The organism is Muriicola jejuensis (assembly GCF_010671595.1).
Classification (GTDB): domain Bacteria; phylum Bacteroidota; class Bacteroidia; order Flavobacteriales; family Flavobacteriaceae; genus Muriicola; species Muriicola jejuensis.
Genome location: NZ_JAABOP010000001.1, coordinates 112,924 through 139,547 on the forward strand (window position 1 = coordinate 112,924; position 26,624 = coordinate 139,547).

Here is a 26,624-nt window from a genome sequence, read left to right on the forward strand (position 1 = left end):
TTCAGACCAGAGCACGGCTACAGACTTGATGATGGTTTATCAGTTATCAAGCTGCATAGAAGGCGGAATTCTGACCTCACTCAGAAAGCATGTCTGATATAAGGAACGGTAAAACAGGGGTTTATGATTATGAAAGTAAGCAAAACTTTGCATATGACCACGTAAAATCTCTAAAAAGTAAGGATTTACTTAATCTTGACAAGATAAATCCCTATTCGACGATAAAACTCCGAATAGCGAGATCATAGCTTGAAAGTCCGAACCCAAGGATTACCCCCCTGGCCCCCGGAGATATATAGGATACATGCCGGAAATCCTCCCTCGCAAAGGTGTTTGAGATATGTACCTCCACTACCGGTGTTGTAATGGCTTTTACAGCATCCCCTATGCCCACTGAGGTGTGGGTATAAGCGGCAGCGTTCAGAATGATCCCGTCGTACGAGAACCCCACTTCCTGTATCTTATCGATGATCTCCCCCTCAATATTGGATTGGAAATAGGCTAGCTGTACTTCCTTGTATTTCATCTGCAGGCTGGCGAAATAATCCTCGAAGGAGGTATGCCCGTAAACGTCGGGTTGCCTCTTACCAAGCAAATTGAGGTTGGGACCGTTGATGATCATGATCTTCACGAGGCTAAATGTAAGGAATCCTTTTCCAAGTGCAAAAAGGCTGTGCTAGTTGAAATCGAGTACTGAATTAAGGATAGAGGCGTTAAAGCCTCCTCGGCCTCACCTGAATTGTGTGCATAATGCCCACATTCACGGTAGACCAGGTGGCCCCGTCGAGCTGTATGCCGGTATAGGAAAGATTTACCTCTGTATTGGTCCCGAAGAGATATCCGATCACGGGTCGGTAGTAGAGTCCGCCGTCATTGCCGTCATTGATCCCAACGGCATATCCTGCATCCCCTCCGAAAGAAAAGGAATTCGAGGGCCAGATTCTGAAGGAACCGGCCAGGGGCAGGAACTGTATGTTCGGCAGGTCGGGTCCCCCGTCAAAATTGTCTGGAAATCCATTGATAAACCCGGTCATCACTCCGGCATCCACCACCTCCCCAAGGGCGTGCATATAGCCCACATCCACTGCAGCCGATAAAACGACGGCGTCTTTGAAATCGTTAAAGGGAAAACTTCCCTGTATGCCGATCTTGATCCCTTCCTGGGCATAGGTGAGAGATCCGAAAATCAGGGCGGTCAGAACGAGGATTTTACACTTCATGTCTTGTTGGTTTTTTGTTTTATCATCTTTGGAATCTCCTACCATCTTCCTGCTTTCGCAAGATTATAGGACGGATCCCGATTGGTTATACCCATTGTAAACGCTGAACGTCCTATCTTTATTTCATGAAATGGGAACAGGCCATCCAGGATTACCGCAAATACCTGAAACTGGAACGCGGACTTTCGGAGAACACCCTGCAGAATTATCAGAGGGATGTGGAAAAACTCATTGGTTTTATCGAAGGAGATACAGACATGCCCTCCCCTCTTTCCATAGATCAGGAAACCTTGTCCGCTTTTGTCTACGAACTCGGGAAATCGGTCGCTCCCCGTTCCCAGGCCAGGATCATCTCAGGGTTGAACAGCTTTTTTAACTACCTCACCTTCGAGCAGCACAGGAAGGATAACCCCATGGAACTCATCGAATCCCCTAAACTTGGAAGGAAACTGCCCGATACCCTCTCGGTGGAGGAAATTGACAGCCTTATCAGGGCTATTGACCTCTCCAAACCGGAAGGAGAGCGGAACAGGGCTATGCTCGAGACCCTTTACGGATGTGGATTGCGGGTCTCGGAACTCGTGCAACTGCGTATCTCGGACCTTTTCTTTGAGGAAGATTTTATACGGGTCACCGGAAAGGGAAACAAGCAGCGCTTTGTACCTATCGGGGGTGTCAATCAAAAATATATTGAGTTGTACCGCCATCAGGTACGCGTACACCAGGAAATTGATAAAGGGCATGAGGATATCCTATTCCTCAACAGAAGGGGAAGAGGCCTTAGCAGGGCGATGATCTTTACCATCATCAGGGACCTGGGGGAAAAGATCGGCCTCCGGAAAACCATCAGTCCGCATACCTTTCGCCATTCCTTTGCCACCCATCTGCTGGAGAACGGGGCAGACCTCAGGGCCATACAGCAAATGCTCGGACACGAGAGTATCACGACCACCGAGATCTATATGCACGTAGACCGCAGGCACCTTTCCAGCGTACTGGAAAAATACCATCCAAGGCGATAACGGGGCTGCTCTTGCAAGAAATAGAACTTTATGGGTCTTATCATAAGGTGTCATTTTATATCTTTAGCTTCCACAAAATTCAAATACCTATGAGAAACTTATACCTCGCGGGACTGACCCTGATTTGCGGATTCACCCTACTGGCTCAGAAAGACAGCAAAGCGGTTATTCAAAAACTGGATGCACAGGCCACCCGATATGGAGAAATTGCCAGGGAGATATGGGATCTTGCCGAGATGGGATATCAGGAAGAGCAAAGCGCTGCCTTGCTACAATCTACCCTAGCGGCTGAAGGCTTCCGCATAGAAAAAGGGGTTGCCGGAATTCCCACTTCCTTTATTGCAGAATATGGAAGTGGTTCCCCTGTCATAGCCGTTCTTGGGGAATATGACGCCCTCCCCGGGCTATCACAGGCAGCGGTACCCATGCAGCAATCGGCAGGCAAAGCTGCAGGCCATGCTTGCGGACACCACCTCTTCGGCACGGCTTCCGCGGCCGCGGCGATCGCAGTGAAGGACTGGATGCAGGAGAACAAGATCAAAGGCACCATTCGCTTCTACGGTTGTCCGGCAGAGGAAGGCGGAAGCGGAAAGGTCTATATGGTAAGGGAAGGGTTGTTCAAGGATGTGGACGTCGCTCTTCACTGGCATCCGGGGGCATCCAATGCCGCCAGTGCCGGTGCCGCCCTCGCGAACAAGTCGGCCAAATTCCGCTTTTACGGCGTATCTGCTCATGCGGCAGGAGCCCCCGAAAAAGGTCGGTCTGCCCTGGACGGGGTGGAGGCTATGAATGCGATGGTCAATATGATGCGGGAACACATTCCGCAGGAAGCCCGGATCCACTACGTGATCACCGACGGTGGAAAGGCCCCGAACGTGGTCCCAAACTTTGCCGAGGTCTATTATTATGCCCGGCATTACTCCCGGGATGTGGTGATCGAGATCTTTGACAGGATCGTTAAGGCCGCTGAAGGTGCTGCCCTCGGGACGGGCACGACCATGGATTACGAAATGATAGGGGGAACCCACGAACTCCTGCCAAACCTGACCCTTCAAAAGGTGATGTACGACCAGCTGGCCCAGGTGGGAGGGATCACCTACTCCCCTGAGGAAAGGGCCTTTGCCGAAAAGATCTCAAAGACCTTAGGTTATGATGCCCTGGACGAGAAGACCGCTTCTACCGTACAACCCTATGAGACCACGGCCAGGGCCTCAGGTTCCACAGATGTGGGAGATGTGAGCTTTGCCGTTCCCACCGTGGGGCTTAGGGCGGCCACCTGGGTACCGGGAACCCCGGCCCACAGCTGGCAGGCCGTAGCCGCAGGAGGCACATCCATCGGCAGTAAGGGTATGATGGTTGCCGCCAAAACCCTGACACTTACGGCCATGGAACTCTTTAAAAACACCGCTCTCGTAGAAAAGGCCCGGCAGGAATTCCTGGTAAGGCGGGGTGCGGATTTCAAATATATCCCCTTGTTGGGAGACCGGGAACCCGCACTGAACTATAGAGATTAAATGGCTGTGAGCAAACAGCTCAACTTTTTTATCCCTTGCTGTAACTAAGTCGGGGAAATCGATACTAATCCTAGTGACACCAGCTACAGAGTGAACAAGGAACTGGAACACCAATTCATTACAGAACTGGAGAACAATCAGAACATTGTTCACAAAGTGTGTAGTCTATACACGCACGACCGTGAATCGCATAATGATCTCTTTCAGGAAATTACCATTCAGCTCTGGAAAGCCTATCCAAAATTCCGGGGGGAATCCAAATTCAGCACATGGATGTACCGCGTGGCCCTGAATACCGCTATAACCCTGTACAGGAAGTCCAAAAAAAGAGTGCTTACACAGGATTTTGATTCGGTGATCTTCAAGATCAAGGCTGATGAATACGACCCGGAGGAAGAAAAACAGCTGACATTGATGTACGATGCGATCAGGCAGCTGGGTGACATAGACAAGGCGCTGGTATTTCTGTACCTCGAGGACAAGAATTACAGCGAGATCTCGGAAACGCTGGGGATCTCCGAAGTGAATGCACGTGTGAAAATGAATAGGGTAAAAACGAAGTTACGAACCATTCTCAATCCCTGACGCTATGATGGATGAATTGGAATTGCTGAAAAAAGACTGGCAGAAACAGGGACAAAAGCTGCCTAAGCTGACCTATGATGAGCTACATGCCATGATCTGGAAGCGCTCCTCCTCCATCGTCAAATGGATCTTTATCATCAGTATATTGGAATTTGCCCTCCCCCAACTACTCTATCTTATCCCCTCTGCGAAAGAGGGTATGGAGGTGTATGAACGTCTGGGAATGAAATACCTGATCTTGGCTATCACCGTCTTACAATACAGCGTCGTTTTCTATTTCATATACCAGTTCTACAGGAGGTATCGGGAGATCTCTGTACTCGACAATGCCAAAGAGCTAATGCACAAGATCATCCGTACCCGGAAGACGGTCAAGAATTACATTATTTTTGCATTGTCTTTTTTCCTTCTCTCATTCTTAATTATAGCCGTTGGAATTCTGTTCAGTGATGGGGACAGTTTTCTTCACGTTTTTAAACTGGAGGAGAAGGCAGTCGATATGAGTACACGCCAACTCAAATTCGTGATCTCCGGAGTCATGATAGCCATGGGGGTGGTCTGCACCGCTCTTCTCGGGCTGATTTACTTCCTCATCTACGGCTTGCTCCTTAGGAAACTCGGAAGAAATTATTCAGAATTGAAAAGGCTGGAAGTCTAGGCTTTCTTCTTGCGCCACATACGCTCCTTATGGGCTTCTTCGTAAGCCATGAGTTCTTCCATGGGGATCACTTTCAGGAAGGAAGGATGTTGTTCAATGGCGTATTCCAGTTTTTCGATGATCTCGTCTACAGATTCGTTGTCGTAATCAATCTGAAGGGGTTCCTTGATCACCATGGATTGAAGAATACCTTTCTTTTTAACGTAGAGCCCCTTTTTGTCGAATGAACGTCTGAAACCATCAATAACAACCGGAACCACCACAGGTTTGTATTTTTTGATGATATGTGCCGTACCCTTTCGCAAGGGTTTCCAGGGAGTCGTCGTTCCCTGGGGAAAGGTGATGACCCAGCCGTCTGCAAGGGCCTTCCCTATATTGGAGATATCGCTAAACTTAACCTTCCTGTTCACGTTCTGCCCGTCGGCCCGCCAGGTGCGCTCAATACTGATGGACCCCACATAGGCCAGCACCTTGGTCAACAGGCTCTTTCGCATGGTTTCTGCCGCCGCCACGTAGTACATGTTGAGCTTGGGATTCCAGAGATAGCCCACGTTCTTGATGGAGTCTGACCTTCCGTTCAGGGAGGCATTGAAAACGTGAAACATAGCGACCACGTCTGCGAAATAGGTCTGGTGGTTACTCACAAAAAGTACATTCCTCTCCGGCAATGCCCTGATGATCTCAGATCCGTCGATCTCGAGTTTGTTAAATCCTTTATAGCGCTGATGTGTCATCAAGCCGAGGACTCGGATGAGCCATTTCTTTATGAAGAGGATATGACCGAAAGGGTTCTTTTTGAATAAGGGCATAGTCTACAAAACTACAAAATTCGGATTACAACACTTGTTTAATCAATTCACGGATTTCATTTAGCATCATGGCCGTGGCCCCCCAGACGGTATAACCCTGGAGATAGAATGCCGGGACCTCTATGTTTTTGGCATAGGAGGTAGAAAGGATCTGGGATGTAAGGAAGGCATCATCCAGTACCTGGATCAGGGGCACCTCGATCAGGTGGTCCACCTCTTCTGGCTGAAGGACAAAGGGTCTGGTTCGGTGATACAAGCCCACGAAAGGCCTTACCTCGAAGTTGCTCGGCGGGATGTACACATCGCTCACCTCCCGAACCACCTCTACCTGTTCAGGGATCGCTCCTACTTCTTCCCAGGTCTCCCGAAGGGCGGTTGCCAGCAGGGATGCATCCTCTTTTTCCTGTTTTCCTCCCGGAAATGCCACCTGTCTGGAGTGTATCCCATTATAAGAATTCCTCATGATCAGGAGCAACCGAGTCTGGGAGGCTTCGTCCGGATAAAAAAGGGCCATGACACCTGCTCTCCTCGGGTCCTTCTTAACGATCTTACCGGCCTCAAGTTCGCGTATCCTCATCTCCGGGGCCAATTTATAGTGGGCTTGCCTGCCCGGAAGAGGTAGATTTTTTATTTTTGGAATCTGTTCGGCAAAATTCTTAAAATCCATGTATATCCAAAAATTGAAATATCCTGTTCTCCTCCTTTATCTTTTCTTCCTGGGGTGCGGGGAGGCTCCTAAAGAGCGTCCGGAAACTCCACAGGCAACTGTAACCCGTGACAGCCTGAAGGAGGCTACAAAAGTAACACAAGAAAAGGATTCCACCTCTATGGAAGTGGCAGAGAAACCTTTTGAGCTCACGGAAGAGAATGCCATCGATTTCTTTTTCGATTACCAGAAAGGCCTTCCCACCACCCGTGTGAAACTCACCACCAGCCTGGGCAGTTTTACGGTCGAACTCTATGACAATGTTCCCTACCACAAGGCCAATTTCATATACCTGACCAAAAAGGGATATTTCAACAACACCATGTTCCACAGGGTGGTCAAGGATTTTATCATACAGGGTGGGAATGCAGACAATCTAGAGACCGCGCGGAAACGAAAGGAAATTGGACGCTACCTCCTGCCCCCGGATACCCGGAAAGGACACAGGCATCACAGGGGTACCATTTCCATGCCGAGCAGCGAGATCGATAACCCCCATATGCTCGCCAGCCCTTATGAATTCTTCATCGTGGTCACTGACCCCGGTTCTTACCACCTGGACGGGAATTACACCCCCTTTGGCAGGGTGGTGGAAGGGATGGATGTGGTAGACCTCATCAACCAGCAACCCGTGGATGACGGGGACTGGCCGTCTAAGAATATCTATATCAAAAAGGCGGAGATCCTTAAGTAAATTACCGGGCTTTTACTTTGGGTATGGACTATCTTCTCAATCCCTTTCCCTCTGGTAGATACTCGGCAGGGCGATCCTGAAGCGTACGGCCAGCAGGCGGATCCCGATGACAATTACAATGGCGGCCGCGTAGGCGTATTCGTCAATGATGGGAAGTCGGTTGAGCAGGAAAAAGCTCCCCCCGCCCAGGATACAGGCCGTGGCGTAGATCTCCTTCCTGAAAATGACAGGGATCTCATTGCAGAGGATATCCCTGATGACCCCTCCAAAACACGCGGTGATGGTTCCAAGAGCTATACACATCAGGGGCATGAGTTCTGCCTGTAATCCCTTTTCTATTCCTACCAGGGTGTAGAGTCCGATCCCAATGGTATCGAACAGAAACAAAGATTTCCTGAGGTATCTCAATCGCTCCCGAAAGACAATGGCAAAAACCACGGATCCCAGGATCGTATAGGTATAGACCGGGGCCTGCATCCAGGCCACAGGTGTATTACCTATCAGTATATCCCTGAGTGTTCCGCCTCCAACAGCCGTCACGAAGGCGATGATAAAGACACCGAAGAGGTCGAGTTTCTTGTCGAGGGCGACCAGCACGCCTGAAATGGCAAAGGCAACGGTTCCAAGGATGTCGATGGTCAGGTAGAACATATTTTGTCTTTGGCGTTAAAATAAGTATAAATTGTACGGATCATCACTACACTCAACCGGGAACTTTTACTTTTATAGATCACAATCAACTCCCAGACAGTATGCCTGTCCTGAAATTCCTAATATATCTCATTATGTCACAAGTTACACTTACCCTTTTTCAATTCTCTGAACAGGCCAGTCTGAACACATGGAGGATTATTAATGACGGGGTGATGGGCGGCCTGTCTGAGGGCAGGATCACTTTAAGTGAAACAGGACATGGTGTATTTACGGGTTTTGTATCCCTGGAGAACAACGGTGGATTTACCATGGCACAACATGCTTTCAGCCCTAAAGATGTCACCGATTATTCCTCCCTGGAGATCCGGTTAAAAGGGGATGGTAAAAAATATCAGATTCGCGTAAAATCGAGTTCCTCCCAGTCTTACAACTATTCGCATACGATCAACACTACGGGCGACTGGCAAACGATCAGCATCCCTTTCTCCGAATTTCTCCCTCAATTCAGGGGAAGGCGGCTGGACAAACCTGCATACCCCGGGAAGACCCTGGGCGAGGTGGCCATCCTGATCGGGAACAAAAAACCGGAGGAATTCAGGGTCGAGATCGACAAGATCTCTTTGAAATAATTTATCCATCCCCTTGACATAAGTTTTATATCTTGTTTAAAATTCCCATGTCATGAGATCGAACAACTTTGTGCCTTGTCTTTTACTATTGGTGAGCATCCAACTCTATACACAGGAGATCCCTGAGGTAGATCAGGACCGATTGGAAGACACCATTTACATGCTGGCCAAACACGGGATGATGGAGAACGGGGAGACCAATCGGGTGGCTTTCAGCGATGCCGATCTGCAGGGGCGTGCCTATATTATTTCTCTCATGCAGGTAAGCGGCCTTGAAGTAAGCGTGGATTTTGCGGGGAATATCATCGGGAAACGAAAAGGAAGAAACTCATCGATGAAACCCATCGGCTTCGGTTCCCATATTGATATGGTGCCCAATGGTGGAAATTATGACGGTTGTGTGGGGTCCCTTGCGGCTATAGAGGTAATACGCACACTAAACGAGGCCGGTATTAAGACCGAACATCCCCTGGAAGTTTTCATCTTTTCCAACGAGGAAGGCGGTGTAATGGGCAGCAGGGCCCTGGTCGGGGAACTAAAGGAAGACGCCCTTGGCGTGGTCAACAGTACCGGTTATTCCATGCGGGAAGGCATCAACAGGCTGGGAGGCAATGCAGACCGGATCCCGGAGGTAGAAAGACCGGAAGGGAGTCTGGCAGCTTTTCTAGAATTACACATTGAACAGGGCGGTATCCTCGACAAAGAAGGTTTAGACATAGGGGTTGTGGAAGGGATCGTCGGGATCAACTGGTGGGATGTCAGGGTCAGCGGGTTCGCAAACCACGCGGGCACCACCCCTATGGATTTGAGGAAAGATGCCTTGCTGGCCGCGGCCAAGTTCATTATTGTCGTCAATGAGGAGACCTTGAAGGTCAAGGGAAATCAGGTAGGTACGGTGGGCCGTATCAGCGCCCTGCCGGGTGCCCCTAATGTTATACCGGGTGAGGTACAGATGAGTCTGGAAATTCGAGACCTGTCTTCAGAAAAAATGGACAGGCTTTTTAAAGCCATGAAAATGAGAGCAGAAGCGATAGAGAGGGAGATGGGCGTCGCGTTCTCCTTCTCCCCTATCGATGCCAACCCGTCTCCCGCCCTGACGGATCCTGAGATCAGGAAGATCATAGCCGAAGCAGCCGGGGAACTCGGGCTGAGCACCAAAAACATGCAGAGTGGCGCAGGCCACGATGCCCAGGATATGTCCCGGATCACCCCTGTGGGAATGATCTTTGTCCCCAGTGTGAACGGCATCAGCCATTCCCCCAAGGAATACACGAGCCCTGAGGATATGGCCAATGGGGCCAATGTGTTGCTGCGCGCCATTCTCAAAATCGATGAATCCTGGTGAAAGGCCCATTTGTCTGGTTTAACCATATTTATTTAATTGCAATAGTGATCAATCGAAGTAAATCAATCTAATTCACAAGATCCCATGAACAAGAAATTCTTATCCCTCTCATTGCTTTTCTTTATTTGCCAGGGAATATTTGCCCAATCCATCATCGGCTTTAAACCGGGGAATGCAGGGGCACAACTGGAATTGGAAGCCCAGTTCGAATCCCGCCTGAAGGCTGAAAACCTCGATAATTGGATGAAGCGTCTCTCGGCAGAACCCCACTGGGTGGGAACCGAATACGGAAAAAAGAATGCGGAATGGATGGCCGATCAGTTCAGATCATGGGGGTACGATACTCAAATCGAAACATATCACATTCTCTTCCCCTATCCAAAGGTCAGGGAATTGGAATTGCTGTCACCTGAAGCCTATCGCGCCAAACTTACAGCCGTTCCAGTGGATGGGGATCCTTACACTGCTCAGGGAGAGGCACTCCTGCCCAGCTATAATGCCTTTTCCACGGACGGGGAGGTTGAAGCCGAACTCGTCTTCGTCAATTATGGCATTCCCCAGGATTACGAGGAACTCGAAAAGCTGGGGATCGATGTCAAAGGGAAGATCGTAATTGCCAAATATTACGGGTCCTGGAGGGGCATCAAACCAAAACTAGCGGCTGAAAAGGGGGCCATAGGCTGTATCATTTACTCCGATCCAGAGGATGACGGATATGTTCGTGGAGATGTATATCCCGAAGGGGCTTTTAAGAACAAGACAGGCGTGCAGCGAGGTTCGGTCATGGATATGCCCCTGTATCCCGGGGATGTCCTGACCCCGGGCTATGCGGCAAAAAAGGATGCCAAGAGGCTCGACCGGAAAGATGCCCCTACCATCACTAAGATCCCCGTCCTTCCCATCTCCTATGAGGACGCCCTGCCCCTGTTGTCTGCCTTAAAAGGTCCGGTTGCTCCCGATTCATGGAAAGGAGGGCTGCCTATCACCTACCACGTAGGTCCCGGTCCGGCAAGGGTCCGCATCAAACTCGAATTCGACTGGAATATTACCCCTGCCTATAACGTGATCGCAAAATTAAAAGGAAGCACCTATCCGGACCAATGGGTCATGAGGGGAAACCACCACGATGCCTGGGTACACGGGGCCAACGATCCTGTGAGCGGGATGGTGGCCGTCATGGAGGAAGCCAGGGTCATAGGGGAATTGGCGAAACAGGGAAAGCGCCCTAAGCGTACGATTGTCTATGCCGCCTGGGATGCAGAAGAACCGGGGCTCATAGGGTCTACCGAATGGGTCGAGGACCACGAAAAGGAATTGCAGGCCAAACTCGTAGCCTATATCAATACCGACAGCAACGGCCGGGGCTTTTTCGGGGCGGGGGGTTCCCATACGCTTCAGGCTATGGTTACCGAAGTAGCGGAGGCGGTAAAAGACCCCCAGACCGGGGTCTCCATCAAGGAAAGAAGAATCGCAAGACAACTGACTGGCGGAGGCAATGATCGTTTTGAACTGAGTGCCCTGGGTTCGGGATCGGATTACACCCCATTTATCCAACACGCCGGGATTGCCTCCCTGAATATAGGATTTGGAGGAGAGAATGCCGGTGGGGAATACCACACGATCTACGATACCTATCCCCACTATACCCGCTTTAAGGATCCTGGATTCGCCTATGGGGTGGCCCTGGCCAATACGGCCGGGCGCATCGTCCTCCGGATGGCCAATGCAGATGTATTGCCGTTCGAGTTCAAACAATGGCATTCGACCGTGGCGGGTTACCTGGATGAGGTCATGAAGGAAACGGAGTCTATGAGAAAGGCCGTAGAACGCCATAACGGTCTGGTGGAAAAGAAGTCGTTCGCCCTGGCCGCAGACCCTCTTGAAAACGTGGCACCACCCAAAAAGAAGAAGGAGATCCCCTTTCTCGATTTCTCCCCTCTGCAGAACAGCCTGTCCAAACTCGGCAAGCGAATTGAAGAACTGGAATCTCTAAATCCGGAATCTTTGCCCGTGGAGAAACAAAAAGCATTGAATGCGGCCCTGCAGGGAACAGAGCAGGTCCTGACAGACCTGTCTGGCCTCCCAAGGAGGCCCTGGTTCAGGCATCAGCTGTACGCCCCCGGATTTTATACGGGATACGGAGTAAAGACCCTGCCGGGCGTACGGGAGGCCATTGAGCAGGAAAACTGGGAGGAGGCACAGGAAGAGATCGTTAAATTATCGGAGACTTTTGACAAGATGGAGAAGCAGGTGTCGACCTTGATCTCCCTGAGCAGGTAGGCACTAAGGACGCATCTGAGATTTTATTTTTTATGACGGAATAAATCACTATCTTTCAGTAAGTTAGAACCCTTTTGAGAAAGGATAATTCCTGCATTGCCTGCTCCCAGAGGTTCCAGCTCCTCAACAACCTTCCACCATGAAAAATAAAATCATACTCAGATGGGCTGGGTTTCTCCTGGTCCTCGGATTTGTCCTTGCGGTAATTCCCGAACGACGAGAGATTTTACCCAAACGAGAAAAAGCTTCAATAGGAGCTATCAAATGTACCGTCTCGAAGTTCTTGCTTTCTAATACTGACAGTACACAACAGATCGCTCCGTTATTCGAGAACCTGGGGACCTATACTTTTCCTGTAACTACCAGCAACTTGAGATCTCAGGCATTCGTCGACCAGGGAATGAGGCTGGCGTTCGCATTTAACCATGCGGAAGCCCACCGCTCCTTTATGGAAGCGGCCAGACTGGACCCGGATAATGCCATGGCATACTGGGGCCAGGCGTATGCCCTGGGTCCTAATATCAACGATCCCCTGCCTGACCAGGAAAGAAAGGAAGCAGCCTGGAAGTCCCTCGAGAAGGCGAACCAAAAAATCGATGGGACTACACCTCTTGAAGATGCTCTGATACGGTCATTGAATGCTCGTTATAGCAACATTTGGGATACGGATCAGTCTTTACTGAACGAAAATTATCTCAGGGAAATGGAAAAGGTAAAGGCATCATTCCCTGAAAATGCCGATATCAATACGATGTTCGCCGAGGCGGCCATGAATACGATGCCCTGGAATTACTGGGATTCCCAAGGAAATCCCATGCCCTACACCTCTGATGCCAAAGAAGCCCTGGAGAAGGCTATTCTCCTTGACCCGCTGCATCCCGGGGCGCACCATTACTACATTCATTTAGTGGAACTTCCCAAGCCGGATTTAGGCGTGCCCAGCGCCGAAGTACTTGGAGAACTGATGCCGGCTGCAGGTCATCTCGTGCATATGCCCTCTCATATCTTTATCAGGGTGGGTCGTTACAAGGATGCTGTCATGGCCAATCATAAGGCCATTGCTGCAGATGAGGATTACATTTCTCAGTGCTATTCCCAGGGACTCTACCCTCTGGGATATTATCCTCACAACATCCATTTTCTTTGGTCTGCCTCCAGTTTGATAGGGGAAAGCAACACAGCCCTTTCAGCTGCTAAAAAAACGGCTGAGAAAGTTCCCCAGGGGGAAATGAAGAATCTGACCTTTCTCCAGGATTTTGCAGCCACTCCTCTTCTGGCCTATGTGCGATTTGGGAAATGGAATGATATACTCACCTACCCCGCACCGGCTTCAGGAATCGTACACCTGAGACTTATAAGGCACTATGCCAGAGGGCTGGCTTTTGTACGCAAGAAAAACCCAAAGGAAGCAAAGGAGGAACTTATGGCTATAAAGGAGATCATGGAGGACCCTCAAACGGCTACAATAATTGCAACCGCCCACAATTCTTCTGATCGCATTGCCCGTGTTGCTTATGAAGTGGTGGCCGGCGAACTTGCTCACCTGGAAGGAGATTCCCAAAAAGCCATTGAACATCTAAGACAAGCTGTGGATGCAGAGGACGCACTCACTTATACCGAACCATCTGCTTGGCACGTACCCCCCAGGCAGAATCTCGGCGCTATACTGCTGGATCTCGGACAATATGGGGAAGCGGAGGAAGTGTACAGGGAGGATTTAAGTCGACTTCGGCAAAACGGCTGGTCCCTTTACGGTCTATCAAATGCTTTGTCGGCACAGGGCAAAAAAGAAGAATCCCTAAAAACCCAAAGTGAATTTGAGAAGGTGTGGCAGTACGCAGATATCACCATCAATCGATCGGTATTTTAAGAAGATCATCACTTTTAAAGCTGCATTCCTCCTACCGATTTGCGGGCCTCCTCGAATTCCCTGACCATTTCCTTAACGATCTGTGCGGCAGGAAGTATGTCGTGGATCAAAGCTGAAACCTGCCCGATCTCCAGCTCCCCTTCTTCCAGGTCGCCCTCGAACATTCCCCTCTTGGCCCTGGCCCTTCCGAGGAGTTGTCTGAGCTCTTCGGGGGAGGCGCATTTTCTGTAGGCTTCCTGTACCTGGTTGAAGAAGCCATTCTTGAGCATACGTACCGGGGCGAGTTCTTTCAAGGTCAGCTGGGTGTCTCCTTCCCCTGCAGCTACCACCAGGTCCTTAAAGGATCTGTGAGAGGAAGCCTCATCGGAGGCTACGAATCGACTGCCGACCTGCACCCCATCTGCCCCGAGCACCATGGCCGCCAGCATGGCCCTGCCCGTAGCGATACCCCCGGCAGCTATCAGCGGGATTTCGATCTTTTCCTTCACGGCCGGTATCAGGGTAAGGGTGGTCGTCTCGTCCCTTCCATTGTGGCCCCCGGCTTCAAAACCTTCTGCCACAACGGCATCTACCCCTGCCTGCTGCGCCTTGAGGGCAAACTTCACGCTGCTGACCACATGCGCGACCTTTATCCCATTTTCTTTGAGATGGGAGGTCCAGGTAGCCGGGTTGCCGGCAGAGGTAAAGACGATGGGAACCTGCATTCCCACAATGATCTCCATCAGCTTATCGATGTCCGGGTAGAGCATGGGAACGTTTACCCCAAAGGGATGGGAGGTCGCCTTTTTACATTTTTCGATGTGCTCCTTCAGTACGTCCGGGTACATACTGCCGGCACCCAGTAATCCTAGTCCGCCCGAATTGGAAACTGCCGAGGCCAGCCTCCAGCCGCTGGCCCAGATCATTCCGGCCTGTATGATGGGATACCTGATCCCGAAAAGTGAAGTGATTCTGTTCGACATGGCATTTAAATTCAAGAGATTGGGAAAAAATACGATTTTCCTCAGGAAATCACCCCGGATCCGATCAATTCCTCACCCAAATACCAGGCGACGAACTGACCCTCTGTGATGGCCGATTGTTTTTCGTCAAAGTCGACATACATACCCTGGTCTACCTGATAAAGGGTTGCCTTTTGAAGGACTTGCCTGTACCGAATACGCGCCATTACTTCCAGGGTCTGATCGGATTTTAAGGCAAGATCGGGCCGCACCCAATGCAGTTCTTCAGCCTTTACAAAAAGGGTCCTGCGGAACAATCCGGGATGGGTTTTGCCCTGACCCGTATAGATCACATTCCGGTTCACATCTGTTCCTATTACGAAAAGGGGTTCAGGGGTCCCGCCCACATCCAGGCCTTTTCGTTGCCCGATGGTAAAATAGTGCGCTCCCTGGTGCATGCCTACCACTTTCCCGTCATCAGGGGAATAATCCGGTTTTTCTGAATGGAAATGGAGTTCCTCCCTCTTATTGCCGAAAACGGGATCACCCTTTTGATAATATTTTGCATCAGCGGGAACTTCTACGATGTCACCCTTTTTAGGTTTGAGTTGTTGTTGAAGGAAATCCGGCAATCTCACCTTTCCTATAAAACAAAGGCCCTGAGAATCCTTTTTGTCTGCAGTCACCAGCTGATTCTCAGCCGCGATTCTTCTCACCTCGGGCTTCGTAAGCTCACCGATGGGAAATAAGGTCCTGGCCAACTGCTCCTGGGAAAGCTGGCACAGGAAGTAGGACTGGTCCTTGTTGGGATCTATGCCAGACAGAAGTTGATAGGCCACATTCCCGTTATCATCCAAAGTTTCTCCTTTTCGGCAATAATGTCCGGTCGCCACATAATCAGCCCCCAGATCCAGTGCGATCTTCATAAAGACATCAAACTTGATCTCCCTGTTGCAGAGTACGTCCGGGTTGGGTGTGCGCCCCATCTCATATTCCCTGAACATATAATCGACGATCCGTTCCTTGTATTGCGCACTCAGATCCACGGTCTGGAAGGGTATGCCCAGTTTTTCAGCCACAATGAGGGCATCATTGCTGTCCTCCAGCCAGGGGCACTCCTTGGAGATGGTCACGGAATCGTCATGCCAGTTCTTCATAAAAAGGCCGATAACCTCATATCCCTGCTGCTTAAGCAGGTACGCGGCCACACTGCTATCTACTCCGCCTGAAAGTCCGACTACTACTTTTTTCATAGGTACTTTTCGCCCTGCAAAAATACAAAATTATAGTCGATGCCGCTCCATTACCAGCCGGTAAGGAGGTGGAAGTTTATCGTAAATCCTCCTAGGCCTCAGGTAGTTTTTTGTTAATCTTTTATTATTTATAATTAAACAAAAGCAACCTTCAATGAAAAAAACATCTTGCAAGCAATATAGATTCATACGAGGCAATAATGGATTTTAAAGACTAATTATCAGTATTTTAAAAAAAATCAACTTGTTAAACATTTTATAAATAAATTTTTTTGTTTATTCTTTATGGTACTTTCGTTGAACATTAATAACAATTAAATAAAAACAAATGAAAACAACTTCCACTTTACTTAAATCTTTTGCCCTGGTTTTGGCATTGGTCTTTACAGGTGCATGTTCCGATGATGACGGAGAACCCGTAATTGTAGACCCCCAACAAAATATCGTTGAAATCGCTTTAGGAACTCCTGAATTATCTGTTCTTGTCTCTGCGCTGCAAGCAGCAGATGGTAATTTAGTAAACCTCCTAAGCGGAGACGGTCCATTTACCGTTCTGGCACCAACGAATGCTGCTTTTACTGCTTTTCTTGCCTCTAATGGTTTTACATCTCTGGAAGACGTCCCTACGGATGTCTTATCAGAAATATTGTTGAATCACGTCATTTCTGCCGATATCACTTCTTCTGATCTAAGTAGCCTTGGCGCTGGTTATGCTAGTACAAATGCAACAGGAGCGGGTGGAAATTTTATAAGTATTTATTTTAACGCTTCAAATGGTGTGCGCTTTAACAACGTGGCGACCGTAACAGATGGAGGAGCGGATATTGATGCTTCCAACGGGACTATTCACATAGTGGACGCAGTTATTCCAATACCCTCCATTCTTCAGCATGCGGCTGCTAATCGTTCTTTCGATAGCCTAGCAACAGCATTGGGTGCTGCTGATGGTAATCTGATTGATGTATTAAGTGGTGATGGTCCTTTCACCGTTTTGGCTCCAGATAATGCCGCTTTTGAAACATTCCTCGATGGTACGCCTCTGGGCAACGTAAACACAGCGGTGCTTTCCCAGGTTTTATTGAACCATGTTGTTGGAGGAGTTGTTACATCTGCTGATTTAGTAGCCGGCGGTGCAGGTTATACAAATACCAGTGCAGAAGGCCCCGGAATGAACCCCTTAAGCTTGTATTACAATACCACTGATGGAGTTGTATTTAATGGAATTTCAACTGTAACGACTGCTGATATTGTAGGAACCAATGGGATCATACATGCGGTAAATACCGTAATTGATATCCCAACGGTGGTTACCTTTGCTGCTGCAGATCCTAATTTTTCTACTTTAGTCGAGGCTTTAACCACCCTAACTCCAGGTACTGATTTTGTCAATATTCTATCGAGAACGGAAGGCAGCAACGCAGATGGTATTAACCCTGAGTTCACCGTTTTTGCCCCTACCAATGAGGCCTTTGCTGCACTGGATGCCATTCCTGGGGAAGTAGTTTTAACGCAGGTGCTATTACATCACGTGGTTAGCGAAGCGAATGTTACTTCAGGAGATCTAACTCCAAATGGAGACACTCCTGCAACAACTCTACAGGGAGATGGTATAGTTATATCGTTACCAGGTACAGGCGACAATATTGCTGATGTAACTGATGGCGCGGGCAATACTGATATTGGAATCATTGCCGTGGATGTTCAGGCAGGAAATGGTGTTATTCATGTTTTGAATAAAGTTCTTCTGCCGAATCTCTAACAGACCGCCTGCAGATCATTAAAAATGGCCGCAAAATTGCGGCCATTTTTTTTGAATACGATGAAATCCTTAAACGTTGAATTGCTAACAACAGATTCAAATGCCTTAGCATACAAAATCCATGGCTTGACAACTTTACTTTTCAATTCGCATTTATAAAATGCATATTTGAAATCCCAAATCTTACCAAACATAGCCAACAAAAAAAAGCTCCCTTTTTCGAGGGAGCTTTTTGATTTTCAAGGGTTGTTAATTAGTTAATCTTCGTCCTCCAGGAGTTCGATCACCTCATATCCATCATCAATGGCCTTGTAAAGGGTCTGATTGAGTTCATAAGTAGTGATCCCGTCAAAATCCATTTCCTCGGCATCTTCCGGGAGTTCAGGGACCACGGCGCCAACAGGGGCAGCTACCACCTCGTATTCATCGTTGATGTTCTTGTAGAACACTCCGGCAGCGTAATAGTAGGCCGCACCTCTAACCATAAGTCTTGTGAGTGCCGGAACTGTCCTGATCCGGAATCCCCTGGGAGGAAAGGCCCGGACATAGGCTCCTCTATTAGCGATGTAATACATCCCTCCTACGGGATAGTACGAGACATTGCGCCATACCAGAGCCCTGGTGTTGGCCGGCAGCCTCCTGAGGGTCCTTCTCCTGACCCTCCTTTTCTTTCTTCTGATTTTTCTTTTTACGGGTCGGTCGACCTTTACGACTGTAGTATTTCGGCGGGTGACCACCTGTGCCTCTGCCTCAGGGCTGTGGAAGAAAAATAACAGTAAACAACCTGTTGCGATAAGTTTCCAGTTTTTCATGGGTTTGATTTTAGTTATTCCTTATTTCCATAAGACTTCATGTCCGGAAAAAGGTTTAATCGTATAACCCAAAACGAAAGGCACAACCGTTTAGTATGAACCGCCTGGCCTGCAACAATGTGGAAAAGTAAAATAAAGACTATTTGTTTTTCTTCTGCTGCTCTGCCTGCTCCATCATTTCCCTCATCTTTCGCTGGAAGCGATTCTCCTTTTTAGGCTTGGCCTTGTTAAGCTGGATCTGCGCATGGATCTTCTCCTCATCCAGGATGAATCTTTTGATCGCCAGCATGATAAAGATGGTGATCAGGTTGGAAACGAAATAGTACAAACTGAGTCCGCTGGCATAGTTGTTAAAGAAGAACAACATCATCAGGGGAGACAGGTACATGATGAATTTCATATTCGGCATTCCGGGCTGGGTCTGCATATTCTGCCCGGTGGTCATCATCATGTAAATAAAGATCGCAATGGAGGCCAGGATAGGAAACAAACTCACATGATCCCCGTAAAAAGGAATGCTGAAAGGCAGTTGTGCAATGGTATCGTAAGATGACAGATCGTCGGCCCACAAGAACGACTTCTGTCTCAGGGCAAAGGAGGTCGGGAAGAACATAAAGAGGGCATAGAAGATCGGCAACTGCAGCAATGCCGGAACGCAACCACTCATCGGACTTACCCCCGCTTTGTTGTAGAGCTTCATGGTCTCCTGCTGTTTCTTCATGGCATTGTCCTTGAACTTCTCGTTGATCTCGGTGATCTCCGGTCTGAGCACTTTCATCTTTGCCTGAGAGAGATAGGACTTATAGGTGACCGGCGACATCAGCAACCTCACGATAATGGTCATCACCACGATGGCGATTCCGAAGGGCAGAAAGGAACTCAGGAATCCATAGAAGGGAGTAAATACATGCCGGTTTATCCAGCCGAAGATTCCCCATCCATAAGGGATAGACTCCACCAATCCCAGATCCTTGTACTTCTCAAGTACATCAATGTCTGTAGGCCCGAAGTACCAGTTCATCGCGTAGGACAATTCCCCTCCTTCCAGTTCCAACGGAGCCACGGTAGTGTATTCCTTGGTGAACTTGGCCTCCTTACTCTCCTCTTCAACGAGGTTCGTGGAACTCAATTCAGCGGTCTTGAAGGGCGTGTTGGTAGTAAGGATGGAACTGAAGAAATGTTGCCTGTAGGAAAGCCATTTGATGTCTTCTTCCGTTTCCTCGTCGTCACCGCTCTCAGATAATTTACTGATCTTTCCCCCTTCGTGATTATAGGTAAGCCGGGTATATCGGTTCCCGTATTGTATACTCTTGTTGTGCCGGATCCCTTTAAGCCTCCAGTTCAGGGTAACAGGTTGACTCCCGTTTATCACATCATTGAGACCCTGGGATCTGATCGTGAAACCGAAAAGATATTCCCCGGGTTTGATCTCATACCTGTATTCCAGGAACTGCTGGGGAGAAACCCTGGCTTTCATGGATAGCACCTTGTTTTCTCCATCCTCACTCAAAGAGGGTTCAAAAAACAAATCCTTCGTATTCAGAACCCGGTTGTCTGTGGTGGTAAAATTAAGGCCGAAAACCGCATTGCCATCCTTTATCAGGTACACCGTTACGGAATCATAGGTGACGAATTCCTTCAGCCTGGCCTCTGTGATCTGCCCACCCCTGTTGCTGACCTCCAGGTAAAGGACCTCATTCTCCAGTATCGTGGTCCCGTCTATCGCCGGGGTGTACCCAAATCCACCTACGGTATTCCTGAAATTTGCCAGGGCCGTAGAATCCTGAAGATCCAGTTGGGGTGTCTCCAGGACAGGGGCCACCGCCTCCTGCTTAGCGGTTTGTTCCGCTTCTTTTTGTTGTTCTATTTTGGCCTTCTGTGCCTCGATCTCCTCGGGAGTGGGCTGGTTCTGGTAGAACCAGAACAAAAGGATCCCGAAGATCAGGACAAAGCCGATGATCGAATTCAGGTCTAGTTTTTTCTCTTCCATGAAACTTGAGTCGTATCTACCTGGGTGCGCGGTGCTCTACGTCACCCTTATATGTTTGCGATTTACGCGATTGCAAATATAGGTCCAATTGTAGAGTTTACGCCAAACTGGCATTGGTTTGTTGTTTTTTATGCAGCTGTACGGCCTTGACAAAACCTACGAAAAGAGGATGTGGATTGGCCACAGTACTTCTGTATTCCGGATGATACTGCACTCCAATAAACCAGGGATGGTCCGGCAGTTCGATGATCTCTACCAGTTGGGTATCCGAATTGATCCCTGAAGCGACCAGGCCAGCCTTTTCATATTGCTCCTTGTAGGCGTTATTGAATTCATAACGATGCCGGTGCCTCTCGGATATATGGGTAGCCCCGTGGTAGACCTTCTGCACCAGGCTGCCTTTCTTCAGGTCACAGGCCCAGGCGCCGAGTCGCATCGTTCCCCCTTTGTCCTTGATGTTCTTTTGTTCTTCCATCAGGCTGATCACCGGATGGGGTGTATTTTCATCCATTTCCGTGGAATTGGCGCCTTGTAGTCCGAGTACATTCCTCCCGAATTCGATCACTGCCATCTGCATCCCAAGGCAGATCCCCAGGAAGGGGATGCCGTTTTCCCTGGCATATCGCACCGCTTTGATCTTGCCTTCAATACCTCTTTCCCCGAATCCTGGCGCTACGAGAATCCCGTCGAGCCCTTTCATCTTTTGCTCAAAATTGGCATGGGTGATGTACTCCGAATGAATGGAGCGTACATTGACCTTCACTTCGTTGATGGCACCGGCATGTGTAAAGGATTCCAGGATGGATTTATAGGAATCCTGGAGTTCCACATATTTTCCGATAAGCCCGACGGTAACCTCGCTCTTAGGGTGTTTGTGCCGATCCAGGAATTCGTTCCACTGGGTAAGGTCGGGAGGAGTGTCATCAGGCAGGGCCAATTTTCTGAGAGCCACAGTATCCAGCCCTTCCTCGTGCATCATCACGGGGACGTCGTATATGGTGGAGGCGTCTATGGACTGAATGACCGCCTCTCTTTTGACGTTGCAGAAGAGGGCCAGTTTCTCCTTGATCTCATCAGATAATTCGTGTTCCGTACGACAGACGAGGATATCGGCCTGTATCCCGCTTTCCATCAGGGTTTTCACCGAGTGTTGAGTGGGTTTAGTCTTTAATTCGCCGGCTGCAGAGAGGAAGGGTACCAGGGTGAGGTGCACTACAATGGCGTTGTTATCTCCCAGTTCCCATAAGAGCTGACGGACAGATTCTATGTAAGGGAGGGATTCTATGTCTCCCACCGTCCCTCCGATCTCCGTGATGACGATATCGTATTCCCCTGTGTTTCCCAGGAGTTGAATGCGTTCCTTGATCTCATTGGTAATGTGGGGGATGACCTGTACGGTCTTCCCGAGAAACTCCCCCCTGCGCTCTTTTTCTATCACACTTTGATAGATCCTGCCCGTGGTCACGTTGTTCGCCTGGGAGGTCTTTACGTTGAGGAACCTTTCGTAATGCCCCAGGTCGAGGTCGGTCTCGGCCCCGTCGTCGGTCACATAGCACTCCCCGTGTTCATAAGGGTTGAGCGTACCGGGATCTACGTTGATGTAAGGGTCTAGTTTCTGAATGGTGGTCTTGTATCCGCGAGCCTGGAGAAGTTTAGCCAGTGAGGCCGCAATAATGCCTTTTCCCAATGAAGAAGTAACGCCTCCCGTAACGAATACGTATTTTGTAGCTGCCATCTCGCGATTCTTGGTTACGGGACACAAAGATACGAATTGCTGTAGCAAATTTCCGGGAATCCCTTTGGAAATCTTTCCAGATTTTACCAACAGGGCGATTGGCAACCCTCCTTCTGTTATCCATTCCCGACTTATGAATAATTCCAGTATTTTTGAGAATGTTCAAACACAGGTAATCATGAAAAGGAGAACCTTTATCACCTCCGCGGCCACGGCTTCAGCCGGTATAATGGCAACCCCTCCCCTCTGGTCAGGAACCGACAACTCAGCCCCTTATCAGGAACTCAAGGGAAATATCAACCACAGTGCCTGTTACTGGTGCTACGGCTCCATTCCCCTCGAACGTTTTTTGGCCGACCTGAATTCTCTTGGGGTTAAAGCCATAGATTTGGTGGGGCCAGAAGACTGGCCCTTGCTGAAGAAATACGGCATCCACGCCAGCATGTGCTGGGGAGCTGAGATCAACCTTACGGACGGATGGTGCGATCCCCAGTTCCACTCACAACTCATCGAAAATTATTCAGCCATGATCCCCAAGGTCGCCCAAGCAGGGTATACAAACCTTATCTGTTTTAGCGGCAGCCGGCGCGGGATGGATGATGAGGAAGGGCTGCAACATGCTGCCACAGGGCTGAAACAGGTGCTTTCCCTGGCTGAACGGCACGGGGTGATCCTGCAGATGGAACTGCTCAATTCAAAAATAGATCACAAGGATTATATGTGTGATCACACCTCCTGGGGTGTAGCCCTCTGCGATGCGCTTGGCTCCGATCATTTTAAACTCCTGTACGACATCTACCACATGCAGATCATGGAGGGAGATGTGATCCGGACCCTTGAAACACATCACGAATACATTGGGCATTACCACACCGGGGGAAATCCGGGAAGACATGAGATCGATGAAACCCAGGAACTGTTCTATCCCGCCATCATGAAATCCATCGTTAAAACGGGCTTTAAAGGGTATGTGGCCCAGGAATTCATCCCCAGCTGGGAAGACAAGATCGCGGCCCTCAACCAGGGGGTCAGGATCTGTGACGTTTAGGGGTTGATTATTTTCTTTCCAGGGCTTGGGCGATCATGCGGTTCCATTCCCTTTGCTTTTCCTCAGCCCTTGAATAGTTGGTCTCCTGATCGTATCGCTTCTGGAATTCGCGCATCTCCTCTATGGTTTCTGTATAGATCGCCCTCATTTCGGCCTTTACCTCGGAAGTAAATCGGAATCCCGCCACCTTTTGCCTCATCCTGCGGGCAAAGAGTTCTGAGATGTCGAAATGCAATTGCTCATGACTCAGGATATTGGCATTCGCCCTTTCCGGCCTGTACCAGGAAGATTCCGGGTAAAAAAACGTCTCCACGGAGCAATCCACCTTCATTTTCCCTTTTTCTTCCAAAGCCGAAAAACGATACGCTATCCCACTGGCCGTCGTAGCTGCTACCTGTGAATCCGCAGGCGGTATCGCCTTGAAATCCGACCAGGAAAGACGGTAGTCAGGATCCCAGAGAATTCCCTGGTCTTCCTGTCCGAAAGAGAGTAAGGTAAGTGTGAAAAAGAGTAAGAATGTGATTTTCAGTCGCCCCAATGAAAGTCGATTTTCTTTTCGATATCCGGATGGATGCTATAGAGCACGGGACAGGTCCTGGCGGTATTTTCAAGGATGGTCCTGTTCTTGTCAGAAAAATGTCCCGGCATGTGTATTGCCACCTCTATCTTCACGATACGCCTTGGGTCAGCAGCCATATGTTTGGTCACCTCCGCGTAGGCGCCATCGAGGTCAGACTCCCACGACCGTGCTTTAATTCCCATAACGGTTAGCATGCAACTGGCAAGGGCAGTCGCTACGGTATCCGTAGGAGAAAAGGCCTGCCCAAGGCCGTTGTTGTCTACAGGGGCGTCTGTGATAAACTCGTTGCCGGATCTCAGGTGTACGCAGGTGGTCCGGAGATCGCCTGTATAGGTCACTTTAGAGGTCATTGGAAACCGGGTTTAGTTGTACCACTCGCATGTTCTCGTACTTCATGATGTAGGTTGCCAGGTTGAAATATCCGGAAGAAATCCCTCTGGCGTAATCGAATTTATTGCCGGTGTATTCCGTTAGTCCAATTAGGTCCGAAGCACTGAACAGATTGGGTTTAAAGGCGAGTTTAAGCAATAAATCGTAAGTCAGATCGAATCCCCTGACCGCGTATTTGTCCGGTTCTCCACCAAAGCGGTTCCTGTACCTCCTCACAAAGGCGTCATCGCCCAATTCCTTGTCTATGGAGGGATAGGTGAAATTGAGGTTAGAGAGATGGGATACCGAGATCACTTCATTCTCGAAGGCCTTGTTCTTGTTGGTAGTGAACATCCTGACGCGGGTGGTATCCGAGACAGAGGAGTTCAAAATAGAGGTGACACTGGATACCAGCTTGAAATTATCGGTTTCCACCAGGACCCAGTTATCCTGTTGCGTACTAAGCATGATCTTCAACTTCTCTATGTCTACAGAGATATTCTTTTCATTCTCGATGACCTTGAGCGACCTCGCCATAGGGAACCGTTTCTGTACGATGGCACGGGTGGTATCTTTCTTCGAATCGCTGATCACGACAATATTCTCGTCCTTCCTGATACTCTCCATATAGTCCAGCATTTTGTTCCTGAGGATACTGTCTGAAGGGACCGAGAAAAAGACATTGGGCAGATCCAGATCGCTTTGAGAACTGAGAGGTGCTACAATGGGGAGGTTATAAGGCCTGGCCTGACTGGCCACTTCCTTGAGCACATCTGCCTGCAGTGGGCCGAGGATGGCCTGGTAATCCGAGAGGTTCTCCCTGGCCAGGATGGCCTTGACATGCTGGGCACTCAATTCGGTATCGTAGGTCCTGACTTTTACAGAGATCCCCAGATCTGCAAGGGAATCCACGGCCACCAGGGCCCCACTGTAGAGCCCAAGGCTGTATTTCAGGGCATTACTCCGGCTTATGGCCCTCTCCGTAGATGCAATACTGTCCAGGTTGAGCCGGTTGATCCGGAAAGGGAGCAATACCATGACCGAAGGCCTGTTTACGCGACTGATGCTGTCCAGGAGGCTGATCTTGTCAAGGACCAGCGAGTTGCGTACTTCAAGAGTACCGGCCTTCTCCCTGGGAAGTTTGAGGATCATTCCGGCCTTTAAGCCTCGGGAAAGCTCAGGGTTCAAAGCCCGCAATTCGCTGAATCCAATACCCAGTTTACGGGTAAGAGAAAATTCGGTTTGTTTGGGTTTGACCTCGTAAAAAATGTAGTTTTCAGCATTGATCTCCTCGGTAAGCACCTTTTTCTTGGGCAGGCGGAGAACCATGCCTTCCTTAAGGCCGCCCTGTTCGAGGATCGCAGGGTTGAGCTGGATGATCTCCTCGGAAGTGATCCCGTACTCCCCGCTCAGGCTATACATGGTCTTTTTAGCGGGTACAGTATAGGATTCATAAAGTTGTACTTCCTGCCCGTCTACCGTGGTGCCAGGACGCCTGGGCAGCAGCAGCTGCTGACCTACGGCAAGGTGACTGGTGGATTTTTCCAGGCTCGGGTTGAGGGCTATCATGCTGTCTATGGTAATGCCGTATTTATGTGCGATACTCCACCTGGTTTCCTTAGGTGATACCGTGTAGGTCTCGAAATCATCGGAATTGAAAAGATCTTCAACTTCCTCTTCCTCCGGGAATTCCGGTATCTGCAAACGCATCCCTTTTTGAAGGGGAGTGCTGTAGAGTTCTTTGTTGTACCTCTTGAGGTCGTCTTCTGTGATCTCATACCTTCTTGAGATCCCGTAAAGGGTTTCCTTTTTACGTACACGGTGCGTTCTGAAGCGTATGGGTTTTCGTTCTACCTCCTGAGCTTCCTTTTCAGGGATCACCGGGTTCGACTTAACCGTATCTGCGAAAGGATCCGATACAGATGCCGCCTCCTGCACAGGGATCACCAAAATGGTGTTGGGCTTCAGCACATCTCCCTGCTTGAGTTCCTTATTGTACTTGAGAATGTTGTAAGGGGTTACGCGATACAGCTTGGAAATGCTGTACAGGGTCTCTCCCTCTTTCACGGCATGGGTCTTGAATTGCTGCGCCTGTACCTGAAAGGCGAACAACACGAATAAAAAAAGGCAATTCAATGCTTTCATCATCTT

24 protein-coding genes are annotated in these 26,624 nt (G+C 49.3%); 11 read left to right on the top strand and 13 right to left on the bottom strand.

Features of this window, described 5'->3' with window-relative positions; genetic code table 11:
- Positions 1 to 211: 211 nt before the first annotated feature.
- Entirely contained in the window at positions 212 to 631 is a 420-nt protein-coding gene (aroQ, locus tag GWK09_RS00490) for a type II 3-dehydroquinate dehydratase (protein WP_163691069.1), read from the bottom strand.
- Positions 632 to 713: 82 nt separating this feature from the next.
- Positions 714 to 1,220, bottom strand: a complete 507-nt coding sequence (locus GWK09_RS00495) for a hypothetical protein (RefSeq protein ID WP_163691070.1) — start codon at positions 1,218 to 1,220, stop codon at positions 714 to 716.
- 125 nt (positions 1,221 to 1,345) lie between these two features.
- On the opposite strand from GWK09_RS00495, the gene xerD reads away from it, so the two are divergent.
- From xerD to GWK09_RS00515, 4 genes are all read left to right on the top strand, one after another.
- Positions 1,346 to 2,242: a site-specific tyrosine recombinase XerD gene (xerD, locus tag GWK09_RS00500; protein ID WP_163691071.1), complete on the top strand. Its 897-nt coding sequence runs from the start codon at positions 1,346 to 1,348 to the stop codon at positions 2,240 to 2,242.
- Between the two features lie 89 nt (positions 2,243 to 2,331).
- Entirely contained in the window at positions 2,332 to 3,756 is a 1,425-nt protein-coding gene (locus tag GWK09_RS00505) for an amidohydrolase (protein ID WP_163691072.1), read from the top strand.
- Between the two features lie 90 nt (positions 3,757 to 3,846).
- Complete coding sequence (locus GWK09_RS00510; RefSeq protein WP_163691073.1) at positions 3,847 to 4,341, top strand: RNA polymerase sigma factor; 495 nt, start codon at positions 3,847 to 3,849, stop codon at positions 4,339 to 4,341.
- Between the two features lie 4 nt (positions 4,342 to 4,345).
- Positions 4,346 to 4,999, top strand: a complete 654-nt coding sequence (locus GWK09_RS00515) for a hypothetical protein (protein ID WP_163691074.1) — start codon at positions 4,346 to 4,348, stop codon at positions 4,997 to 4,999.
- Here GWK09_RS00515 and GWK09_RS00520 read toward each other — a convergent pair.
- Both GWK09_RS00520 and GWK09_RS00525 read right to left on the bottom strand, forming a co-directional pair.
- Positions 4,996 to 5,808, bottom strand: coding sequence for a lysophospholipid acyltransferase family protein (locus GWK09_RS00520; RefSeq protein ID WP_163691075.1), 813 nt, complete (start codon positions 5,806 to 5,808; stop codon positions 4,996 to 4,998). The genes GWK09_RS00515 and GWK09_RS00520 overlap by 4 nt on opposite strands.
- A 25-nt stretch (positions 5,809 to 5,833) precedes the next feature.
- Positions 5,834 to 6,385, bottom strand: a complete 552-nt coding sequence (locus GWK09_RS00525; RefSeq protein ID WP_317174483.1) for an NUDIX hydrolase — start codon at positions 6,383 to 6,385, stop codon at positions 5,834 to 5,836.
- An 88-nt stretch (positions 6,386 to 6,473) separates the two neighbouring features.
- Between GWK09_RS00525 and GWK09_RS00530 the strand changes: the two genes are divergently transcribed.
- Complete coding sequence (locus GWK09_RS00530) at positions 6,474 to 7,208, top strand: peptidylprolyl isomerase (RefSeq protein WP_163691077.1); 735 nt, start codon at positions 6,474 to 6,476, stop codon at positions 7,206 to 7,208.
- Positions 7,209 to 7,244: 36 nt separating this feature from the next.
- Here GWK09_RS00530 and GWK09_RS00535 read toward each other — a convergent pair whose 3' ends face one another.
- The gene (locus tag GWK09_RS00535; protein ID WP_163691078.1) at positions 7,245 to 7,859 is read right to left on the bottom strand and encodes a trimeric intracellular cation channel family protein; all 615 of its coding nucleotides are present in this window, start codon (positions 7,857 to 7,859) and stop codon (positions 7,245 to 7,247) included.
- Positions 7,860 to 7,993: 134 nt separating this feature from the next.
- Here GWK09_RS00535 and GWK09_RS00540 point away from each other — a divergent pair, with 134 nt between their 5' ends.
- The 4 genes from GWK09_RS00540 to GWK09_RS00555 all read left to right on the top strand — a co-directional run bounded on the left by GWK09_RS00540 (position 7,994) and on the right by GWK09_RS00555 (position 13,986).
- On the top strand, positions 7,994 to 8,491 hold the full coding sequence (locus tag GWK09_RS00540) for a CIA30 family protein (RefSeq protein WP_163691079.1): 498 nt from the start codon (positions 7,994 to 7,996) through the stop codon (positions 8,489 to 8,491).
- A 52-nt stretch (positions 8,492 to 8,543) separates the two neighbouring features.
- A complete protein-coding gene (locus GWK09_RS00545) occupies positions 8,544 to 9,836 on the top strand; it encodes a Zn-dependent hydrolase (protein ID WP_163691080.1) in 1,293 nt (430 codons plus the stop codon).
- A gap of 84 nt (positions 9,837 to 9,920) precedes the next feature.
- Positions 9,921 to 12,116: a M28 family metallopeptidase gene (locus tag GWK09_RS00550; protein WP_163691081.1), complete on the top strand. Its 2,196-nt coding sequence runs from the start codon at positions 9,921 to 9,923 to the stop codon at positions 12,114 to 12,116.
- Between the two features lie 139 nt (positions 12,117 to 12,255).
- A complete protein-coding gene (locus GWK09_RS00555; RefSeq protein ID WP_163691082.1) occupies positions 12,256 to 13,986 on the top strand; it encodes a tetratricopeptide repeat protein in 1,731 nt (576 codons plus the stop codon).
- A gap of 14 nt (positions 13,987 to 14,000) precedes the next feature.
- Here the strand turns inward: GWK09_RS00555 and GWK09_RS00560 are convergent, their stop codons facing one another.
- Together GWK09_RS00560 and mnmA are read right to left on the bottom strand one after the other, a co-directional pair.
- Positions 14,001 to 14,948, bottom strand: coding sequence for an NAD(P)H-dependent flavin oxidoreductase (locus GWK09_RS00560; protein ID WP_163691083.1), 948 nt, complete (start codon positions 14,946 to 14,948; stop codon positions 14,001 to 14,003).
- Positions 14,949 to 14,989: 41 nt separating this feature from the next.
- Complete coding sequence (mnmA, locus tag GWK09_RS00565) at positions 14,990 to 16,180, bottom strand: tRNA 2-thiouridine(34) synthase MnmA (protein ID WP_163691084.1); 1,191 nt, start codon at positions 16,178 to 16,180, stop codon at positions 14,990 to 14,992.
- Positions 16,181 to 16,508: 328 nt separating this feature from the next.
- On the opposite strand from mnmA, the gene GWK09_RS00570 reads away from it, so the two are divergent.
- Entirely contained in the window at positions 16,509 to 17,939 is a 1,431-nt protein-coding gene (locus tag GWK09_RS00570; RefSeq protein WP_163691085.1) for a fasciclin domain-containing protein, read from the top strand.
- A 257-nt stretch (positions 17,940 to 18,196) separates the two neighbouring features.
- On the opposite strand, the gene GWK09_RS00575 is transcribed toward GWK09_RS00570, so the two are convergent.
- The 3 genes from GWK09_RS00575 to GWK09_RS00585 all read right to left on the bottom strand — a co-directional run bounded on the left by GWK09_RS00575 (position 18,197) and on the right by GWK09_RS00585 (position 22,476).
- The gene (locus tag GWK09_RS00575; protein WP_163691086.1) at positions 18,197 to 18,751 is read right to left on the bottom strand and encodes a DUF6515 family protein; all 555 of its coding nucleotides are present in this window, start codon (positions 18,749 to 18,751) and stop codon (positions 18,197 to 18,199) included.
- Positions 18,752 to 18,890: 139 nt separating this feature from the next.
- Positions 18,891 to 20,741 carry a membrane protein insertase YidC gene (gene yidC / locus GWK09_RS00580; protein WP_163691087.1) on the bottom strand — a complete coding sequence of 617 codons (1,851 nt, stop codon included), beginning with the start codon at positions 20,739 to 20,741 and terminating at the stop codon, positions 18,891 to 18,893.
- Positions 20,742 to 20,838: 97 nt separating this feature from the next.
- Positions 20,839 to 22,476 carry a CTP synthase gene (locus GWK09_RS00585; protein WP_163691088.1) on the bottom strand — a complete coding sequence of 546 codons (1,638 nt, stop codon included), beginning with the start codon at positions 22,474 to 22,476 and terminating at the stop codon, positions 20,839 to 20,841.
- A gap of 178 nt (positions 22,477 to 22,654) precedes the next feature.
- Between GWK09_RS00585 and GWK09_RS00590 the strand changes: the two genes are divergently transcribed.
- Entirely contained in the window at positions 22,655 to 23,524 is an 870-nt protein-coding gene (locus GWK09_RS00590) for a hydroxypyruvate isomerase family protein (RefSeq protein WP_163691089.1), read from the top strand.
- Positions 23,525 to 23,531: 7 nt separating this feature from the next.
- Here the strand turns inward: GWK09_RS00590 and GWK09_RS00595 are convergent, their stop codons facing one another.
- Genes GWK09_RS00595 through GWK09_RS00605 form a run of 3 tightly spaced genes read right to left on the bottom strand, consistent with a single transcriptional unit; the run spans position 23,532 to position 26,621 of the window.
- A complete protein-coding gene (locus GWK09_RS00595; protein ID WP_163691090.1) occupies positions 23,532 to 24,062 on the bottom strand; it encodes a DUF922 domain-containing protein in 531 nt (176 codons plus the stop codon).
- Complete coding sequence (locus tag GWK09_RS00600; RefSeq protein WP_163691091.1) at positions 24,050 to 24,454, bottom strand: OsmC family protein; 405 nt, start codon at positions 24,452 to 24,454, stop codon at positions 24,050 to 24,052. Before GWK09_RS00600 ends, GWK09_RS00595 begins: the two co-directional genes overlap by 13 nt.
- Positions 24,444 to 26,621 carry a LysM peptidoglycan-binding domain-containing protein gene (locus GWK09_RS00605; RefSeq protein ID WP_163691092.1) on the bottom strand — a complete coding sequence of 726 codons (2,178 nt, stop codon included), beginning with the start codon at positions 26,619 to 26,621 and terminating at the stop codon, positions 24,444 to 24,446. The genes GWK09_RS00600 and GWK09_RS00605 overlap by 11 nt, the downstream gene beginning before the upstream one ends.
- Between the last annotated feature and the right edge of the window lie 3 nt (positions 26,622 to 26,624).

Excerpts from the sequence above, each read along its gene's own strand:
- GWK09_RS00495 (WP_163691070.1), bottom strand. The coding sequence starts at position 1,220 with ATGAAGTGTAAAATCCTCGTTCTGACCGCCCTGATTTTCGGATCTCTC.
- xerD (WP_163691071.1), top strand. The coding sequence starts at position 1,346 with ATGAAATGGGAACAGGCCATCCAGGATTACCGCAAATACCTGAAACTG.
- GWK09_RS00505 (WP_163691072.1), top strand. The coding sequence starts at position 2,332 with ATGAGAAACTTATACCTCGCGGGACTGACCCTGATTTGCGGATTCACC.
- GWK09_RS00515 (WP_163691074.1), top strand. The coding sequence starts at position 4,346 with ATGATGGATGAATTGGAATTGCTGAAAAAAGACTGGCAGAAACAGGGA.
- GWK09_RS00520 (WP_163691075.1), bottom strand. The coding sequence starts at position 5,808 with ATGCCCTTATTCAAAAAGAACCCTTTCGGTCATATCCTCTTCATAAAG.
- GWK09_RS00525 (WP_317174483.1), bottom strand. The coding sequence starts at position 6,385 with ATGAGGATACGCGAACTTGAGGCCGGTAAGATCGTTAAGAAGGACCCG.
- GWK09_RS00530 (WP_163691077.1), top strand. The coding sequence starts at position 6,474 with ATGTATATCCAAAAATTGAAATATCCTGTTCTCCTCCTTTATCTTTTC.
- GWK09_RS00535 (WP_163691078.1), bottom strand. The coding sequence starts at position 7,859 with ATGTTCTACCTGACCATCGACATCCTTGGAACCGTTGCCTTTGCCATT.
- GWK09_RS00540 (WP_163691079.1), top strand. The coding sequence starts at position 7,994 with ATGTCACAAGTTACACTTACCCTTTTTCAATTCTCTGAACAGGCCAGT.
- GWK09_RS00545 (WP_163691080.1), top strand. The coding sequence starts at position 8,544 with ATGAGATCGAACAACTTTGTGCCTTGTCTTTTACTATTGGTGAGCATC.
- GWK09_RS00550 (WP_163691081.1), top strand. The coding sequence starts at position 9,921 with ATGAACAAGAAATTCTTATCCCTCTCATTGCTTTTCTTTATTTGCCAG.
- GWK09_RS00555 (WP_163691082.1), top strand. The coding sequence starts at position 12,256 with ATGAAAAATAAAATCATACTCAGATGGGCTGGGTTTCTCCTGGTCCTC.
- GWK09_RS00560 (WP_163691083.1), bottom strand. The coding sequence starts at position 14,948 with ATGTCGAACAGAATCACTTCACTTTTCGGGATCAGGTATCCCATCATA.
- mnmA (WP_163691084.1), bottom strand. The coding sequence starts at position 16,180 with ATGAAAAAAGTAGTAGTCGGACTTTCAGGCGGAGTAGATAGCAGTGTG.
- GWK09_RS00570 (WP_163691085.1), top strand. The coding sequence starts at position 16,509 with ATGAAAACAACTTCCACTTTACTTAAATCTTTTGCCCTGGTTTTGGCA.
- GWK09_RS00575 (WP_163691086.1), bottom strand. The coding sequence starts at position 18,751 with ATGAAAAACTGGAAACTTATCGCAACAGGTTGTTTACTGTTATTTTTC.
- yidC (WP_163691087.1), bottom strand. The coding sequence starts at position 20,741 with ATGGAAGAGAAAAAACTAGACCTGAATTCGATCATCGGCTTTGTCCTG.
- GWK09_RS00585 (WP_163691088.1), bottom strand. The coding sequence starts at position 22,476 with ATGGCAGCTACAAAATACGTATTCGTTACGGGAGGCGTTACTTCTTCA.
- GWK09_RS00590 (WP_163691089.1), top strand. The coding sequence starts at position 22,655 with ATGAAAAGGAGAACCTTTATCACCTCCGCGGCCACGGCTTCAGCCGGT.
- GWK09_RS00600 (WP_163691091.1), bottom strand. The coding sequence starts at position 24,454 with ATGACCTCTAAAGTGACCTATACAGGCGATCTCCGGACCACCTGCGTA.
- GWK09_RS00605 (WP_163691092.1), bottom strand. The coding sequence starts at position 26,621 with ATGATGAAAGCATTGAATTGCCTTTTTTTATTCGTGTTGTTCGCCTTT.